Below are 15,876 nucleotides of genomic sequence, written 5' to 3'. Positions count from 1 at the left end.
GCCTTCTCCCGGTGGGAGAGGGACGGGGTGAGGGCACCAGCCCGCACCAGACTTAAGCCAGCTGCTTCCTGCTAATCAACGGCCCGTCAATTTTCTTCATCGAACGATCCAGCACCTCTTCAATCACCGACGACAGCTCGTTCAGCTCAAACTTTGCCACGTAGCCGTCGGCCTTCACTTTGCGAATATGGTCTTCGTTGGCGTTGCCGGAGAGCGACGAGTGGATCACCACCGGAATATCTTTCAGCAGCGGATCGGTTTTGATTTTGCGCGTCAGCGTGAAGCCGTCCATCTCCGGCATTTCGAGGTCGGTCAGCACCAGGGCAATTTTATCGGTGATCGGCACCCCTTCAGCCTGCGCCTGCGCGGCCAGCACGCCAATTTTCTCCCACGCGTCTTTACCGGTAATGTGCAGCTGCGCCGGGATCTCCATCGCCTGCAACCCCTTCTCCAGCATCGAGCGCGCCACCTTCGAGTCTTCCGCAACAATCGCGACAGAGCCCGGCTTGATGTTGAATTTGGTGATCTTCAGGTTAGTGGCGTGCAGATCGTGGTTGGCCGGGGTGATGTCGTAGAGGATCTGCTCCACGTCCAGCACCATCGCCAGATCGTTGGTATCGGTCTTGTCATCAAGGCAGGCAATGCTGGTAATGTAACGTCCGCTAACGGCGGTTTCCGCGGCGTGAACCTGCTTCCAGTCCAGACGCATGATGTTCTCCACCGATTCCACGGCAAACGCCTGCACGCTGCGGGCATATTCGGTGATCAGCAGTATGTTCAGCCCGGTTGCTGGCCTGCAGCCCGCGACGGCGGCAAGATCGATCACCGGGATAACCTGGTCGCGAATATTCACCATCCCCATCAGCGGAGACTTCATCCCCGCGGGTTTGGTGAACGACGGCATCGGCACAATTTCGCGCAGCTTGAATACGTTGATGCCGAACAGCTCGGATTTGTTTTCGTTCAGAGAGGTGCCAAGACGGAACAGCAACAGTTCAAAACGGTTGGACAGGGTCAGATTCGCCCTGTCATCAATATCTTTCTGGAAATTATCCATTCTACCCTCAAGAGAAATGCTGGCCTTTTAATCGTTATCGGCATCCTGAGGGAAAAGTGAAGGACTAAACGCTGACCTTAGCGAAATCTTCCGCCAGCTCACACGCCGGGAAGACCTCCCGACACTCCGCCAGCAGGCTTTGGCAGCCGCGGGCGTCGTAGCGCGAGCTGACGTGAGTGACAATCAGCTTCCCGACGCCTGCTTCACGGGCAAGCCGTGCCGCCTGACGCGTTGAGCTATGGCCCCGGCCGTTGGCCTTTTCCTCCATCGCCGCGTCCAGCGTCGCCTCATGCACCATCACGTCCACGCCTTGCGCAAGCCTCAGCGCTGAAGGGCAGGGGGCGGTATCGCCGAATATCGCCAGTTTTTTGCCCGGCTGTGGCGGCGCGAGATAATCCTGGCCGTTGATAACGCGGCCGTCTTCCAGCGTGACGGTCTCTCCGTGCTTCAGGCGCTGAAACAGCGGACCGGGTTTAACGCCATCGGCCTGCAGCGCGGCGGCGTTGAGCGCGCCGGGTTTATCATGCTCTTCCACGCGATAGCCATAGCACTCCACCGGATGGTTAAGCGGGTAGGCGAGCACCTGATAGTCGCCGTCGTCAAAGACCAGACCTTCGCCAATCTCCACCACCTCCAGCGGATAATCGGTCCATGAACCGCTCAGGCGCAGCGTGGTCTCAACAAATTCCTGAATACCCGCCGGCCCGTAAATCGTCAGCGGGTTGGCGTTGCCCGCCATTGAACGGCTGCACAGCAGGCCCGGCAGGCCAAACAGGTGGTCGCCATGCAGATGCGTGATAAAGATCTTATCCAGCTTGCCGGGATGATATGAGGTATGCAGCAGCTGATGCTGCGTGCCCTCTCCGCAGTCAAACAGCCACAGCCCGCCGCGGGTAGGATGCTTAAGATCCAGCAGAATTGCCGTCACGTTTCGTGAGCGGGTTGGCACCCCGGCGGACGTACCCAGAAAAATCAGTTCCATAACGCAATCAGCCCTTTGCCGAATGGGAAGGGGTTTAGTATAACGTGATGAACCCCAGGAAGGAGAAACACATGATCCAGTGGCAAGATTTACACCACGGTGAACTGACCGTTCAGTCACTATATGCCCTGCTCAGGCTGCGCTGTGAAGTCTTTATTGTTGAACAAACCTGCCCGTATCAGGATATCGACGGCGACGATCTGGTGGGCGAGAACCGGCATATCCTCGGCTGGCGGGGTGATGACCTGGTGGCGTATGCGAGGATTCTGAAAAGCGAGGACGATTTCGACCACGTCGTTATTGGCCGGGTTATTGTCAGCGGCAGCGCCCGCGGTGAAAAGCTGGGCTATCAGCTGATGGAAAAAACGCTGGAAGCGTGCAGAAAACGGTGGCCTGACAAGGCGTTATACCTTGGCGCGCAGGCGCATCTGCAGCCTTTCTACGCCCATTTCGGTTTTGCCCCGGTGACGGAAATCTATGACGAGGACGGCATCCCGCACGTCGGCATGGCGCGCGAAGCGAAACAGGCGTAATGGCGAGACGTTGTCTATAGTTACCGGACTGGTGTACTAACATGGAGAACATTATGTCATTTCAATCCTGGGATTCCCGAGCAGACGACGACCTGACGCTGCTGAGCGAAACGCTGGAAGAGGTGCTTCGTTCGTCAGGCGATCCTGCCGATCAGAAGTACATTGAGCTTAAAGCGCGTGCCGAACAGGCGCTGCATGATGTGAAAAACCGCGTCAGCAACGCCTCCGACAATTACTATTACCGCGCCAAGCAGGCGGTATATCGTGCCGATGATTACGTCCATGAAAAACCATGGCAGGGCATTGGCGTCGGGGCAGCCGTAGGGCTGGTGCTGGGCCTGCTGTTAGCCCGCCGTTAAGCCGCTAAACCCCTCCCTAAACGTGGGTACTGCTATTTATCGTCAGTACCCCGTATAATAGTAGGTTTTAACAGGGAGAGGTTCGCGTGCATTCAATTTTCCTCGCGCTGGAACGCCTGCGCATTCAGCTTGCGCAAGCGTTGCCCGCTACGCCCGGCTTACGTCATTTCGACGTTTCATTCCCGTTAAACGATGCCTTCGATCCCCTGGCATGGCTGGGCGCGCAGCGGATCTATCCTCAGTTCTACTGGCAGCAGCGCAGCGGCGATGAAGAGCTTGCCGCGCTGGGAAGCCTCGTCCACTTTGATTCTCTGGCCTCGGCCTCACGGTTTTTGCATGCCCATGATGCGGCAGATGATACCCGCATCTGCGGCCTGAACGCCTTTAACCCGGCGCAGGGAAACCTGTTTTTGCCGCGCCTGCTCTGGCGACGGTCTGCCGGCGTCGCCACGCTGCGCCTGCAGCTATGGAGCGAAACGTCCCTGCGTGAAGATGCCCGTCAGGCGCTGAGCGTTATAGACAGCCTGCGCGATGCCGCCCCAATTCGCCCGCTGTCCGTTCAGGTTGCGCAGGAAACGCATCATCCACAAAAGCCGGAGTGGCTGCGGCTGATCCGTCATGCGACGGATACCATCGCGCTCGGCGATGTCGAAAAAGTGGTGCTGGCGCGAGCGACGGATTTGCAGTGCAGGCAGCCCGTAGACGCGATTGCGCTGATGGCCGCCAGCCGCGCGCTGAACCTCAACTGCTACCATTTTTGTATGGTTTTCGATGCCGGCAACGCGTTTCTCGGTTCGACCCCCGAGCGCCTGTGGCGGCGGCGCGGCACGCTGCTGCGCACCGAAGCGCTGGCAGGCACCGTTGCCAGCCATACCGACGACAGGCAGGCCAGGCATTTAGGCGACTGGCTGATGAACGACGACAAAAATCAGCGTGAAAATATGCTGGTGGTGGAAGATATCTGCCAGCGTCTTCAGCACCATACCCGGACGCTTGAGGTACTGCCCCCGCAGGTGCTGCGTCTGCGCAAGGTACAGCACCTGCGCCGCTGCATCTGGACCGAGCTTAAACAGCCTGACGACGAGCAGTGTTTACACGCCCTGCAACCGACGGCGGCGGTGGCCGGGCTGCCGCGTCAGGCCGCGCGTGAGTTTATTGAGAAAGTGGAGCCGTTTGATCGGGAGTGGTATGCCGGTTCGGCGGGCTATCTGTCGGTCGAACAAAGTGAATTCTGCGTGGCATTACGCTCCGCCCGCGTCCACGACGACGCGCTGCGCCTTTATGCCGGGGCGGGCATCGTCAGCGGCTCCGATCCGGAGCAGGAGTGGCAGGAGATAGAAAACAAAGCCGCCGGGCTGCGCTCCCTTCTCCTTAGGGATTAATACTGATTCGCGCAATCCCGATTCACATCAAAATTCTGATTTTTTCTATTATTTATACTGTGTCGCATTCTTGATACTGGACAACCTCATGTCAGTAAGTTCTTTTAACCGACGCTGGGCGACGGTGATCCTTGAAGCCCTGACCCGCCATGGCGTCAGGCACGTGTGTATTGCCCCGGGCTCTCGCTCCACGCCGCTCACCCTTGCAGCGGCGGAAAACCGGGCTTTTATTCATCACACCCATTTTGACGAGCGCGGCCTGGGCCATCTGGCACTCGGGCTGGCGAAGGTCAGCAAGGCGCCCGTGGCGGTGATCGTCACGTCCGGTACGGCGGTGGCGAACCTCTACCCGGCGCTGATTGAAGCGGGCTTAACCGGTGAAAAGCTGATTTTACTGACTGCCGATCGCCCCCCTGAACTTATTGACTGCGGCGCTAACCAGGCGATTCGCCAGCCCGGCATTTTTGCTTCGCATCCCTCTCAGACGGTTTCGCTGCCGCGCCCCACTCAGGATATCCCCGCCAGCTGGCTGGTCTCCACCCTCGACCACGCCATGAACGCGCTGCGCAGCGGCGGGCTGCACATCAACTGCCCGTTTGCCGAGCCGCTGTACGGCGAAATGAACGATACCGGCCTCGCCTGGCAGCAGCAGCTCGGAGAGTGGTGGGAGAGCGAAAAGCCGTGGCTGCGCGAGCAAACGCATCTGGAAAGCGCAAAGCAGCGCGACTGGTTCTTCTGGCGTCAGAAGCGCGGCGTGGTGCTTGCCGGGCGGATGAGCGCGGCGGAAGGCAGGCTGGCGGCGGAGTGGGCACAAACGCTTGGCTGGCCGCTGATAGGTGACGTGCTTTCCCAGACGGGTCAGCCGCTGCCGTGCGCCGATCTCTGGCTGGGGAACGCGAAAGCGGTCACCGAGCTGGCGCAGGCGCAGATTGTCGTCCAGCTGGGATCGAGCCTGACGGGTAAACGCCTGCTTCAGTGGCAGGCCACCTGTACGCCGGAAGAGTACTGGCTGGTGGACCCGCTCGAAGGGCGCCTCGATCCGGCGCACCACCGCGGTCGCCGCCTGGTGAGCGATATCGATACCTGGCTGGCGCTGCATCCGGCGGAAAAACGCAAGCCCTGGGCGGTAGCGATCCCCGAGCTGTCACGCCAGGCGTGGGAGCTTACCAAAGCGCAGTGCGAAGCATTCAGTGAAGCCGGGCTGGCGCACCGTATCCGGAAATATCTTCCCGAGCAGGGGCAGCTTTTTGTCGGTAACAGCCTCGTCGTGCGCCTGATTGACGCCCTCTCGAAGCTGCCCGCTGGTTACCCGGTGTACAGCAACCGGGGGGCGAGCGGCATTGACGGCCTGATCTCCACCTCGGCCGGCGTACAGCGCGCCAGCGCCAAATCCACGCTGGCGATTGTGGGGGACCTCTCCGCGCTCTACGATCTCAACGCGCTGGCGCTGCTGCGTCAGGCGTCGGCACCGTTTGTGCTGATTGTCGTTAACAATAACGGCGGCCAGATTTTCTCGCTGCTGCCGACCCCGCAGAGCGAACGCGAGCGCTTCTATCTGATGCCGCAGAACGTGCAGTTTGAACATGCCGCCGCCATGTTCAGCCTTAAATACCATCGCCCGGAAAGCTGGGACGATCTGGAAACGGCGCTGAGCACCGCCTGGCGACAGCCCGGCGCAACGCTGATTGAGCTGGTGGTCAACGATTCTGACGGCGCGCAGAAGCTGCAAACTCTGCTGGCGCAGGTGAGCCATCTGTGATCCTCGCAGGCGTCACGCAGCCCGGAAAGCCAGGCTACCCCTGGCTGGTTTTCCTGCACGGTTTTTCCGGCGACCGCCGCGAGTGGCAGGCTGTTGGAGCGTCGCTGAAGGGCTATCCCCGGCTCTACCTGGACCTGCCGGGACACGGTGAGTCAGCGGACGTCGGCGTGACGGGATTTGCCGGGATGAGCGCGCTGCTTACCCGCACCCTTATTAGTTACAACATACTAGAATACTGGCTGGTGGGGTACTCCCTCGGCGGCCGCATTGCGATGTTTCATGCCTGCCAGCGTCCTGCGGGCCTGACCGGGCTGATTGTGGAAGGCGGGCACCCGGGCCTGCTCCAGGCCGAGGCGCGCGAGGCGCGGCTTATATCCGACCGCCGCTGGGCGTCACGTTTTCGCGGCGAGCCGCTGGAAGCCGTCTTCGCCGACTGGTATCAGCAGCCCGTCTTTGGCTCCCTCACGCAGGCGCAGCGCCGCGCGCTTATCGCCCTGCGCAGCCGGAACAACGGCCTGAAGCTGGCAGAGATGCTGGAAGCCACCTCGCTTGCCGTTCAGCCTGACCTGCGTCCCGCGCTCAGCGCGCGTGATTTTCCTTTTTACTATCTCTATGGCGCACGTGATGAGAAGTTCAACGCCATCGCTGCTGAACTTAACGCTACGCGCCATGCTATCCCTCATGCCGGACACAACGCTCACCGGGAAAACCCGGATGCGGTTGCCGCGAGTCTGGCTCAGATACTGCGTTATCGAACAAAGGACACGCTATGATCTATCCTGATGAAAACATGCTTTACGCGCCGGTTGAATGGCAGGACTGCTCCGAAGGCTACACCGACATTCGTTACCACAAGTCCACCGACGGCATTGCCAAAATCACCATTAACCGCCCTCAGGTGCGCAACGCGTTTCGTCCGCTGACCGTCAAAGAGATGATCCAGGCGCTGGCGGATGCCCGCTACGACGACAGCATCGGCGTCATCGTCCTGACCGGCGAAGGCGAAAAAGCCTTCTGCTCCGGCGGCGATCAAAAAGTGCGTGGCGACTACGGCGGATACCAGGACGATGCGGGAACGCACCACCTGAACGTGCTGGATTTCCAGCGCCAGATCCGCACCTGCCCGAAACCGGTGGTGGCGATGGTGGCAGGTTATTCCATCGGCGGCGGCCACGTGCTGCACATGATGTGCGACCTGACCATCGCGGCGGAAAACGCCATCTTCGGCCAGACCGGCCCGAAAGTGGGCTCCTTCGACGGCGGCTGGGGCGCATCCTACATGGCGCGCATCGTCGGCCAGAAAAAAGCCCGCGAGATCTGGTTCCTGTGCCGCCAGTACAACGCGCAGGAAGCGCTGGATATGGGGCTGGTCAACACCGTGGTGCCCGTTGCCGATCTTGAGAAAGAGACCGTGCGCTGGTGTCGCGAAATGCTGCAAAACAGCCCAATGGCGCTGCGCTGCCTTAAAGCCGCGCTCAACGCCGACTGTGACGGCCAGGCGGGCCTTCAGGAGCTGGCGGGCAACGCGACCATGCTGTTCTATATGACCGAAGAGGGTCAGGAAGGGCGCAACGCGTTCAACGAAAAACGCCAGCCAGACTTCAGCAAATACAAACGGAACCCGTAATGCGTCGCGCGCAGGTTTACCGCTGGCAGATACCGATGGACGCGGGCGTGGTGCTGCGTGAACGGCGGTTAAAAACCCGTGACGGCTTTTTCGTGCACCTCCGGGAGGGCGAGCGGGAAGGGTGGGGCGAGATAGCCCCGCTTCCGGGCTTTAGCCTGGAAACGCTGGACGAGGCGCAGGCCGCGCTGTTGGCCTGGACGCACGCCTGGCGCGACGGAGACGATCCGGCGCTGCCGGACGTTCCTTCCGCCGCGTTCGGCATCAGCTGCGCGCTGGCAGAGCTGGACGGCAGTTTGCCGGACGCGGCGAACTATCGCGCCGCCCCGCTCTGCACCGGCGATCCGGATGAACTCTTCGCGCTGCTCTCCGCGATGGCGGGCGAGAAGGTGGCGAAAATCAAGGTCGGCCTGTACGAAGCGGTGCGCGACGGGATGGTGGTCAACCTGCTGCTGGAAGCCATCCCCGACCTGCACCTGCGCCTGGACGCCAACCGCGCCTGGACGCCGCTCAAGGCGCAGCAGTTCGCGAAGTACGTTAACCCCGCGTACCGCAGCCGCATTGCGTTTCTCGAGGAGCCGTGCAAAACCCGCGACGATTCCCGCGCCTTTGCCCGGGAAACGGGCATTGCTATCGCCTGGGATGAAAGCCTGCGCGAAGCCGATTTTGCCTTCTTCGCCGAGCCCGGCGTCAGTGCCGTGGTCATCAAGCCGACGCTGACCGGCAGCCTTAATACGGTGCGCGAGCAGGTCGCGGCGGCCCATGCTTCGGGGCTGACGGCGGTGATCAGCTCGTCCATCGAGTCAAGCCTTGGGCTGACGCAGCTGGCGCGCGTTGCCGCCTGGCTAACGCCGCAGACCACTCCCGGCCTCGATACGCTGAACCTGATGCAGGCGCAGCTTATTCGCCGGTGGCCAGACAGCACCCTGCCGTGCCTCGACGCTGGGGCGCTGGAGCCGCTGCAATGACTTTTACCGACTGGCCGTGGCGGCACTGGCGCGCGCGGCATGCCGACAGGACCGCGCTGCGCTTAGGCGATGTAACGCTCAGCTGGTCTCAGCTGTGCGAGCGTATCGACAGGCTCGCAGCCGGTTTTCAGTCTCAGGGAGTCAGGGACGGTGACGGCGTCATGCTGCTCGCCCACAACCATCCCCGGACCCTGCTGGCCTGGCTTGCGCTGCTGCAGTGTGGCGCACGCATTCTGCCGGTAAACCCTCAGCTTCCTCGTCCCCTGCTGGACGTGCTGCTGCCGCAGATGACGCTGCGCTTTGCGCTGGTGCTCAACGGTGAATACGACGGTCTGCCCGCGCTGGCGTTAAGAGAGGGAGAGGGGCAGGGCGGCGTGACGTGGCGGGCGGAACGTCTGGTCTCGATGACGCTCACCTCCGGCTCCACCGGCCTGCCGAAGGCGGCGGTGCACACCTGCGCTGCCCACCTTGCGAGCGCAAAAGGCGTGCTGTCGCTGATGCCTTACGGCGGTGACGACGACTGGCTGCTGTCCCTGCCGCTGTTTCACGTCTCCGGTCAGGGGATCTTGTGGCGCTGGCTGCAGGGCGGAGGCCGTCTCACCGTGCGCGAAAAACAGCCGCTGGAGCAGGCGCTACGGGGCTGCACCCACGCCTCGCTGGTGCCGACCCAGCTGTGGCGACTGCTCAATTCACACCATCCCGTCGCGCTGAAGGCCGTGCTGCTCGGCGGAGCGGAAATCCCCGTTGAGCTGACCGAACAGGCGCGCGAGAAGGGTATCCGCACCTTTTGCGGCTACGGCCTGACCGAGTTTGCTTCTACCGTCTGCGCCAAGGCGGCCGACGGCAAGCCCGACGTGGGCAGCGCGCTGCCGGGCAGGGAGGTTCAGGTGGTCAACGGTGAGGTCTGGATCCGGGCAGACAGCATGGCAACGGGCTACTGGCGAGACGGCGCGCTGCTGCCGCTGGTCAACGAGCAGGGCTGGTTTGCCACCCGCGATCGCGGCGAGTGGCGTAACGGCCGTCTGACCATTCTGGGCCGGATGGACAATCTCTTTTTCAGCGGCGGAGAAGGGATCCAGCCGGAAGCGCTGGAGCGCGTCATCGTCACGCACCCGCAGGTGAGCCAGGCGTTTATCGTTCCGCTGGATGACGTTGAGTTCGGGCAGCGCCCGGTTGCGGTAGTGGAATGCGAGCCCGGCACGGATATCACGCTGTTACCGGAGTGGGTTAAGGGCAGGCTGGCGCGCTTTGAGCAGCCGGTGCACTGGCTGGCCCTGCCGCCGGAGCTAAAAAATGGCGGGATAAAGATCTCCCGCCAGGCGTTAAAGCAGTGGGTCAATGCCCTGTTGAGGGGATAATCAGCCGATATCCGGCTGCGGTTTGTGGTGGCGTCGGCGCATCCAGCGCAGCACCGGCGGCACGACAATAACCATGATCGCCATCCCCAGCAGGATCTTCGTCACGCTGCTCTCCCACAGAATCGCCATGTTGCCGTTGCTGATGGAGAGGGCGCGGCGCAGGTTCTGCTCCAGCATTTCACCCAGCACGAACCCTAAAATCAGCGGCGACATCGGGAAGTGCATCTTGCGTAAGATGTACCCCAGCACCCCGAGCAGCACCATTAACACCAGGTCGAAGGTGGTGCTGTGCACCGCGTATACCCCAACCGCAGAAACGGCGGCGATAGCCGGGACCAGGAACCACAGGGGAATGGTCAGCATTCGGGTAAACAGGCCGATCAGCGGGATGTTCATCACCAGCAGCATCACGTTGGCAATCAGCAGCGCCGCAATCAAGCCCCAGACGATATCGGGCTGCTCGGTAAACATCGCCGGACCGGGAGTGATGTTATAGAGCGTCAGCGCGCCCATCATCACCGCCGTGGTGCCGGAGCCCGGCACGCCGAGCGTCAGCATCGGGATAAACGAGCCGCAGGCCGAGGCGTTATTGGCGGCCTCTGGCGCCGCCACGCCGCGTATGTCGCCTTTGCCGAAGCTGTCGCCGTTACCGCTCAGCTTCTTCTCGGTCATGTAGGTAATGGCGCTGGCGATGGTTGCCCCCGCCCCGGGCAGAATGCCGACGAAGAAACCGATTACCGACGAACGCAGGGTGGCACCCACGCACTGCGCCCCCTCTTTGGCGTTAAAGAGCATACGGCCGGTTTTACGCACCAGCGTCTGCCCGCTGCTGGTATGTTCCAGCATCAGCAAGATTTCCGATACGGAGAACAGGCCAATCACGACGACGATAAACTGCACGCCGTCGGACAGGTGAACGCTGTCGAAGGTAAAGCGATAAACCCCGGTGTTGGCATCCACGCCGACGGTGGCTAACCCTAAGCCAATCAGCGCGGATAAAAACGACTTCAGCGGGTTCTGCGCCATCATGCTGCCGAGGCAGGCGATGGCGAACACCATCAGGGCAAAATATTCGGCCGGACCAAAGGCCAGCGACCACTGGGCCAGCGCCGGGGCGAACAGGATGATGCCGCCAATGGCGATCAGGGAGCCAAAGAACGAGCTGACGGCGGAAATCGAGAGCGCCACGCCGCCGCGCCCCTGCTGCGCCATCGGATAACCATCCAGCGCGGTCATAATGGCGGCGGCATCGCCGGGCACGTTAAGCAGTATCGACGAAATACGCCCGCCGTATTCGCAGCCGATATACACCGTCGCCAGCAGGATCAGCGCCGATTCCGCGGGCAGATGCAGGGCAAAGGCCAGCGGCAATAAAATCGCCACGCCGTTGATGGGGCCAAGGCCGGGCAGCAGGCCGACGATGGTCCCGACAAAACAGCCGATCAGGGCAATCACCAGGTTTTCCGGGGTCATCGCTACCGCGAACCCCTGAGAGAGATAGATCCAGGTATCCATAGCGTGCTCCGTTAGTTAAACCATGCGCCGAGGGGCAGCGTCACGTCCAGCAGGCGGTCGAAGGCGTACCAGAGTAAAATGCCCAGCACGACCCCGGAGATCCCCGCCGCGGGCAGCGAGGCGTTAAACAGCAGGCCAATCACCATCGTCAGCAGGGCGGTGGCAATCGGGAAGCCGAGCCACTCAAAGCCCCATGCGTACATCAGCAGCACAATCACCATCACCAGCAGACGCTGCATCGTGCGGCGCGGCGGCCACTCCACGGTATCCGGGTGGCGCAGCAGCAGGGCTACCGAGCAGAGCAGCATCAGGCCGACAATGCCCACAGGGAAGGGGCGTGGCCCCACGGGTTCATAGCTGTATTCGCTGTGGATCTGCCAGGCGACAAACATCCCGCCAACGCAGAGCAACAGCCAGATCCCGGCAAAAATGCGATCGCTCATAGCGCCTCCGGTTATTTCGCCAGGCCAAAGGCTTTCGCCTGCTCGCGGTAATCATTCACCTGTTTTTTCACGTAGTCGTCCAGCTGCTTGCCGTTCAGGTTGAACTCAAACAGCCCGCGCAGATCGCGCTGCTTTTTGAACGACTCGGTTTGCTGGAGTTTTGCGAAGGTATCCACCCACCACTGGTACTCGGCGTCGGTCACCTTTGGCCCGACGAAGAAGCCGCGAATGATCGGCCAGACCAGGTCATAGCCCTGCTCTTTGGCGGTTGGGACGTCTGCCAGCTGGCCCGGCAGGCGGTTTTCCGAAAACACCGCCAGCACGCGAATTTTATCCCCGCTCAGGTAGGGCACCATTTCGCTAAGATCGCCAGAAACGGCCTGCACGTGGTTGCCCATCAGCGCCGTGACCGGCTCGCCGCCGCCCTCAAAGGCCACGTAGCGCATCTTGTGCGGATCCACTTTTGCCTGCTGCGCCAGCAGAGCGGCTTTCATCCAGTCCTGGCTGCCGATAGACGCGCCCGCGCCAATCACCACGCTGTTCGGATCTTTTTCCATGGCGGTCAGCAGATCTTTCAGGGATTTCCACGGGGAGTCGGCGCGAACGGCAATCATGCCGTAATCGGTGCCCACGGTGGCGAGCCAGCGCACGTCGTCCACGTCATAGCGGCCAAATTTGCCCTGCGACAGGTTCAGAAGCGAGCCGCCGGAGAAGGCCACCACGGTACCCGCTTCGGCAGGGCGCTGCGCGACAATGGCGTTGTAGGCTACCGCGCCCACGCCGCCGGGCATGTAGGTAACGCGCATCGGTTTTTCGATGGCCTTCGTCTCCAGCAGGCTGACCTGAATCAGCTTGCAGGTCAGGTCGAAACCGCCGCCGGGCTTGGCCGGTGCAATGCATTCGGTGCGGGACGGGGCATCCTGCGCCTGGACGACAGAGGCACTCAACATCAAAACGCTTGCAGCAAGAGCAGAAAGTAATTGTTTTTTCATCGTTTATCCTCACGCCGGAGAACCGGGAGTACGGGTACGGGTGTCTTTTTTCTGATTATGTGAACCACCTTGTAGCGGTTCCGTTGCGTGATTGTTAAAACAATAACCTTTCATTTCCCTTTCACTGCGATACCAACTTTACAGGATGTGATATGCGTCTCTTACTGGCGGAAGATAATCGTGAGCTGGCTCACTGGCTGGAGAAAGCGCTGGTACAGAACGGTTTTGCCGTGGACTGCGTTAACGACGGGCGCGCGGCCGATCACCTTTTGCAGGGGGAAAACTATGCCGTCGCGATCCTGGATATCGGCATGCCCGGCTTCGACGGGCTGGAGGTGGTGCACCGCCTGAGAAAGCGCGGGCAGACGCTTCCCGTGCTGTTTCTTACCGCCCGCAGCAACGTGGCGGACAGGGTGAAAGGGCTGAATGCCGGGGCGGATGACTATCTGCCGAAGCCGTTCGAGCTGGAGGAGCTTGATGCCCGCCTGCGCGCGCTGCTGCGCCGCAGTGAAGGGCGAACCCAGGAGCGCCAGCGCCTGGGGGAGCTGGAATACGATGACGACGGCTTTTTTCTTTTGCGCGATGAGCCCCTCTCGCTCACGCCCCGCGAGCTTTCGTTACTGAAGGTGCTGATGCACCGCCGCACCCGCCCCGTATCCCGACAGCAGCTTTTCGACCAGGTGTTTAGCCTGAACGACGACGTCAGCCCCGAGAGCATCGATCTCTATATTCACCGCCTGCGTAAGAAGCTGGCCGGCAGCGGGGTGCGGATCACCACGCTTCGGGGTCTGGGCTACGTGCTGGAGTGCGGCGATGAGGTGGGTTAAGCCGCAGTCGCTTTACCAGCAACTTCTGCTCTTTCTGGGTTTGCCGCTGCTGCTGTTATGGGGGCTGTCGGCCTTCAACAGCTACGTCAGCGCGCTTCAGGCGGCGACGCAGGCCTATGACCGCACGCTGCTATCCTCGGCGCGTACGGTGTCTGAGCGGCTGGAGGTGCACAACGGCAAGCTGCTGGTCAACGTTCCCTGGGTGGTGCTCGACAGCTTTGAGCTGAACATGAACGATCGCCTCTACTACAAGGTGGTTGACCCGGACGGTCGGACGATCTCCGGCTATGACGATCTGCCGAACATGCCCCCCTCCACGTCGCGCACCACGCACTATCCCGCGCTGGCCTGGTTCTATCATACCGAGTATCGCGGTCAGGCGATCCGCGTGGCGAAGCTGCTCCAGCCGGTTAACGAAGAAAGCGTGTCCGGAATGGCGGAGATCTACGTTGCCGAAACCCTGCAGTCGCGGCGCTATCTGGCCACCCAGCTTCTCTTTTCATCCCTTGTCTCGCAGGGGCTGCTGGTGCTGCTGACGCTGGTCTTAACTGCCTGGCTGCTGCGCCGCGTGCTGCGCCCGATGCGCCAGCTCTCCTCGCTGATGGTGCGCCGTGAGCCCGGGCTGCTGGCCCCGCTGCCGGAGCTGCTGCCCTGGTCGGAAACGCGGCTGCTGATCGTGGCGTTTAACCGCTATATCGACCGGCTGCGCGGCGTGCTGTCGCGGCAGGAGCGCTTCAACGCCGATGCCTCCCACCAGCTCAAAACGCCGCTGGCGGTGCTCAAAACTCAGGTTTCCGTTGCCCTGACGCGAAACGATCCGGCCCTGTGGCAGGAGAGCTTGCGGGCGATGAACGTCACGCTGGACAACACCATCGTGCTGACCGAGCGGCTGCTGCAGCTTTCGGCGGTGAAGCGAAAGGAGCAGGGTGAGCGGCAGTGTGGCCCCGTCGATCTGGTGCAGGTGGTGCAAAACTGCTGCTTTTCGCGGCTGGCGCAGGCGCGCAGCAAGGGTATCGATCTCGGATATGACGGCGTTCAGCAGCCGGTGATGATCGAAGGGGACGACGTGCTGCTGGGCGAGCTGTGCGCGAACCTGCTGGAGAACGCCATCAAATACACCCCGGAGCAGGGCATAGTCACGGTGTTTCTGCGCATCGATAACGACGCCGTTGAGCTCCGCGTGGAGGACAGCGGGCCGGGAATTGCTGAAGATCAGATCGCCCAGGCCATGCTGCCGTTTCATCGGCTGGATAACGTGGGGGACGCCGCCGGGTCCGGGATTGGGCTGGCGCTGGCCGGGGACATCGCCCGCCTGCACCGCAGCCATCTTCAGCTCTCGGCCAGTGAACAGCTGGGCGGCCTGAGCGTGAAAATGCGCTTTTTATTGATGACGTAAATGCCGATATTTTCATATCGTTACAAACTAATTGTTCGATGTATGCGGAGTCCATTGATCCCACGGATAGTCAGGTTAAAATCTCGCGGTTTTGGGACATCTGTGAATAAATTGTGCGGGATCACGACAATGAAAAAAGTGGCATTAATGGGCTTAGGCCTGATGGTTGTATCGGCTGCGGCCAACGCTATCTCCTTCAACGGCTCGGCGGGCGAGGACTATACCCACCTGGGCTTTGGTCTTGGCACGGATAGCGCAGGCCTGGCGATGACCGGCGGCTGGACGCATAACGACGACGATGGCGACGCGGCGAGCCTGGGCCTCGGCTTTAACGTTCCGCTTGGTCCATTCCTGGCGACCGTCGGCGGTAAAGGGATCTACACCAACCCGAACGACGGTGACGAAGGCTACGCGGCGGCAGTAGGCGGCGGGCTGCAGTGGAAGATTGGCGACAGCTTTGGCCTGTTCGGCGAGTACTACTACTCCCCGGACTCCCTCTCCAGCGGTATCGAGAGCTACCAGGAAGCCAACGCCGGCGCGCGCTGGACCATCATGCGTCCAATCACCATCGAAGCAGGCTACCGCTATCTGAACCTGGCCGGTAAAGACGGCAACCGCGACAACGCGCTGGCCGACGGCCCGTACGTAGGCGTTAGCGCAGGTTTCTAACCCCTTCGGCGC

At 61.5% G+C, this 15,876-nt stretch carries 16 protein-coding genes; 11 read left to right on the top strand and 5 right to left on the bottom strand.

Annotated features, from left to right (window positions below; translation table 11 throughout):
- Positions 1–52: 52 nt before the first annotated feature.
- Both OWK27_RS05615 and rbn read right to left on the bottom strand, forming a co-directional pair.
- Complete coding sequence (locus OWK27_RS05615) at positions 53–1,057, bottom strand: chemotaxis protein (RefSeq protein WP_267590001.1); 1,005 nt, start codon at positions 1,055–1,057, stop codon at positions 53–55.
- 64 nt (positions 1,058–1,121) lie between these two features.
- On the bottom strand, positions 1,122–2,039 hold the full coding sequence (rbn, locus tag OWK27_RS05610; protein ID WP_267590000.1) for a ribonuclease BN: 918 nt from the start codon (positions 2,037–2,039) through the stop codon (positions 1,122–1,124).
- A 71-nt stretch (positions 2,040–2,110) separates the two neighbouring features.
- Here rbn and OWK27_RS05605 point away from each other — a divergent pair, with 71 nt between their 5' ends.
- The 8 genes from OWK27_RS05605 (at position 2,111) to menE (ending at position 10,022) form a co-directional block, all read left to right on the top strand.
- Positions 2,111–2,572 carry a GNAT family N-acetyltransferase gene (locus OWK27_RS05605; protein WP_267589999.1) on the top strand — a complete coding sequence of 154 codons (462 nt, stop codon included), beginning with the start codon at positions 2,111–2,113 and terminating at the stop codon, positions 2,570–2,572.
- A 53-nt stretch (positions 2,573–2,625) separates the two neighbouring features.
- Positions 2,626–2,931: a stress response protein ElaB gene (elaB, locus tag OWK27_RS05600; RefSeq protein WP_148419912.1), complete on the top strand. Its 306-nt coding sequence runs from the start codon at positions 2,626–2,628 to the stop codon at positions 2,929–2,931.
- Positions 2,932–3,017: 86 nt separating this feature from the next.
- Positions 3,018–4,313, top strand: a complete 1,296-nt coding sequence (gene menF / locus OWK27_RS05595; protein WP_267589998.1) for an isochorismate synthase MenF — start codon at positions 3,018–3,020, stop codon at positions 4,311–4,313.
- Positions 4,314–4,401: 88 nt separating this feature from the next.
- Entirely contained in the window at positions 4,402–6,072 is a 1,671-nt protein-coding gene (gene menD, locus OWK27_RS05590; RefSeq protein ID WP_193355641.1) for a 2-succinyl-5-enolpyruvyl-6-hydroxy-3-cyclohexene-1-carboxylic-acid synthase, read from the top strand.
- Positions 6,069–6,845 (top strand): 2-succinyl-6-hydroxy-2,4-cyclohexadiene-1-carboxylate synthase, encoded by a 777-nt coding sequence (gene menH / locus OWK27_RS05585; RefSeq protein WP_267589997.1) that lies wholly within the window; start codon positions 6,069–6,071, stop codon positions 6,843–6,845. Before menD ends, menH begins: the two co-directional genes overlap by 4 nt.
- Complete coding sequence (gene menB, locus OWK27_RS05580) at positions 6,842–7,699, top strand: 1,4-dihydroxy-2-naphthoyl-CoA synthase (RefSeq protein WP_242171930.1); 858 nt, start codon at positions 6,842–6,844, stop codon at positions 7,697–7,699. The genes menH and menB overlap by 4 nt, the downstream gene beginning before the upstream one ends.
- Positions 7,699–8,664 carry an o-succinylbenzoate synthase gene (gene menC, locus OWK27_RS05575; RefSeq protein ID WP_267589996.1) on the top strand — a complete coding sequence of 322 codons (966 nt, stop codon included), beginning with the start codon at positions 7,699–7,701 and terminating at the stop codon, positions 8,662–8,664. Before menB ends, menC begins: the two co-directional genes overlap by 1 nt.
- A complete protein-coding gene (menE, locus tag OWK27_RS05570; protein WP_267589995.1) occupies positions 8,661–10,022 on the top strand; it encodes an o-succinylbenzoate--CoA ligase in 1,362 nt (453 codons plus the stop codon). Before menC ends, menE begins: the two co-directional genes overlap by 4 nt.
- Here the strand turns inward: menE and OWK27_RS05565 are convergent, their stop codons facing one another.
- The 3 genes from OWK27_RS05565 to OWK27_RS05555 are packed head-to-tail and all read right to left on the bottom strand — an operon-like array spanning position 10,023 to position 12,972.
- On the bottom strand, positions 10,023–11,537 hold the full coding sequence (locus OWK27_RS05565; protein WP_148419905.1) for a tripartite tricarboxylate transporter permease: 1,515 nt from the start codon (positions 11,535–11,537) through the stop codon (positions 10,023–10,025).
- A gap of 11 nt (positions 11,538–11,548) precedes the next feature.
- Positions 11,549–11,980 (bottom strand): tripartite tricarboxylate transporter TctB family protein, encoded by a 432-nt coding sequence (locus tag OWK27_RS05560; protein ID WP_267589994.1) that lies wholly within the window; start codon positions 11,978–11,980, stop codon positions 11,549–11,551.
- Between the two features lie 11 nt (positions 11,981–11,991).
- Positions 11,992–12,972 carry a Bug family tripartite tricarboxylate transporter substrate binding protein gene (locus OWK27_RS05555; protein ID WP_193355636.1) on the bottom strand — a complete coding sequence of 327 codons (981 nt, stop codon included), beginning with the start codon at positions 12,970–12,972 and terminating at the stop codon, positions 11,992–11,994.
- Between the two features lie 152 nt (positions 12,973–13,124).
- On the opposite strand from OWK27_RS05555, the gene tctD reads away from it, so the two are divergent.
- The 3 genes from tctD to OWK27_RS05540 all read left to right on the top strand — a co-directional run bounded on the left by tctD (position 13,125) and on the right by OWK27_RS05540 (position 15,864).
- The gene (gene tctD, locus OWK27_RS05550) at positions 13,125–13,799 is read left to right on the top strand and encodes a transcriptional regulator TctD (protein ID WP_176609855.1); all 675 of its coding nucleotides are present in this window, start codon (positions 13,125–13,127) and stop codon (positions 13,797–13,799) included.
- Positions 13,786–15,195, top strand: a complete 1,410-nt coding sequence (locus OWK27_RS05545) for a sensor histidine kinase (RefSeq protein ID WP_267589993.1) — start codon at positions 13,786–13,788, stop codon at positions 15,193–15,195. The genes tctD and OWK27_RS05545 overlap by 14 nt, the downstream gene beginning before the upstream one ends.
- A 129-nt stretch (positions 15,196–15,324) precedes the next feature.
- Complete coding sequence (locus OWK27_RS05540) at positions 15,325–15,864, top strand: YfaZ family outer membrane protein (protein WP_148419900.1); 540 nt, start codon at positions 15,325–15,327, stop codon at positions 15,862–15,864.
- The last annotated feature ends 12 nt before the right edge of the window (positions 15,865–15,876 follow it).

This window comes from Enterobacter cloacae complex sp. 2022EL-00788 (assembly GCF_026627565.1).
GTDB lineage: Bacteria > Pseudomonadota > Gammaproteobacteria > Enterobacterales > Enterobacteriaceae > Enterobacter > Enterobacter pasteurii.
Note: the sequence above shows the minus strand (reverse complement) of the source record. Positions and strands in the feature narration are given on the sequence as shown.

Coding starts and splice junctions, on each gene's coding strand:
- OWK27_RS05615 (WP_267590001.1), bottom strand. CDS start 1,057: ATGGATAATTTCCAGAAAGATATTGATGACAGGGCGAATCTGACCCTG.
- rbn (WP_267590000.1), bottom strand. CDS start 2,039: ATGGAACTGATTTTTCTGGGTACGTCCGCCGGGGTGCCAACCCGCTCA.
- OWK27_RS05605 (WP_267589999.1), top strand. CDS start 2,111: ATGATCCAGTGGCAAGATTTACACCACGGTGAACTGACCGTTCAGTCA.
- elaB (WP_148419912.1), top strand. CDS start 2,626: ATGTCATTTCAATCCTGGGATTCCCGAGCAGACGACGACCTGACGCTG.
- menD (WP_193355641.1), top strand. CDS start 4,402: ATGTCAGTAAGTTCTTTTAACCGACGCTGGGCGACGGTGATCCTTGAA.
- menB (WP_242171930.1), top strand. CDS start 6,842: ATGATCTATCCTGATGAAAACATGCTTTACGCGCCGGTTGAATGGCAG.
- menC (WP_267589996.1), top strand. CDS start 7,699: ATGCGTCGCGCGCAGGTTTACCGCTGGCAGATACCGATGGACGCGGGC.
- menE (WP_267589995.1), top strand. CDS start 8,661: ATGACTTTTACCGACTGGCCGTGGCGGCACTGGCGCGCGCGGCATGCC.
- OWK27_RS05565 (WP_148419905.1), bottom strand. CDS start 11,537: ATGGATACCTGGATCTATCTCTCTCAGGGGTTCGCGGTAGCGATGACC.
- OWK27_RS05560 (WP_267589994.1), bottom strand. CDS start 11,980: ATGAGCGATCGCATTTTTGCCGGGATCTGGCTGTTGCTCTGCGTTGGC.
- OWK27_RS05555 (WP_193355636.1), bottom strand. CDS start 12,972: ATGAAAAAACAATTACTTTCTGCTCTTGCTGCAAGCGTTTTGATGTTG.
- tctD (WP_176609855.1), top strand. CDS start 13,125: ATGCGTCTCTTACTGGCGGAAGATAATCGTGAGCTGGCTCACTGGCTG.
- OWK27_RS05545 (WP_267589993.1), top strand. CDS start 13,786: ATGAGGTGGGTTAAGCCGCAGTCGCTTTACCAGCAACTTCTGCTCTTT.
- OWK27_RS05540 (WP_148419900.1), top strand. CDS start 15,325: ATGAAAAAAGTGGCATTAATGGGCTTAGGCCTGATGGTTGTATCGGCT.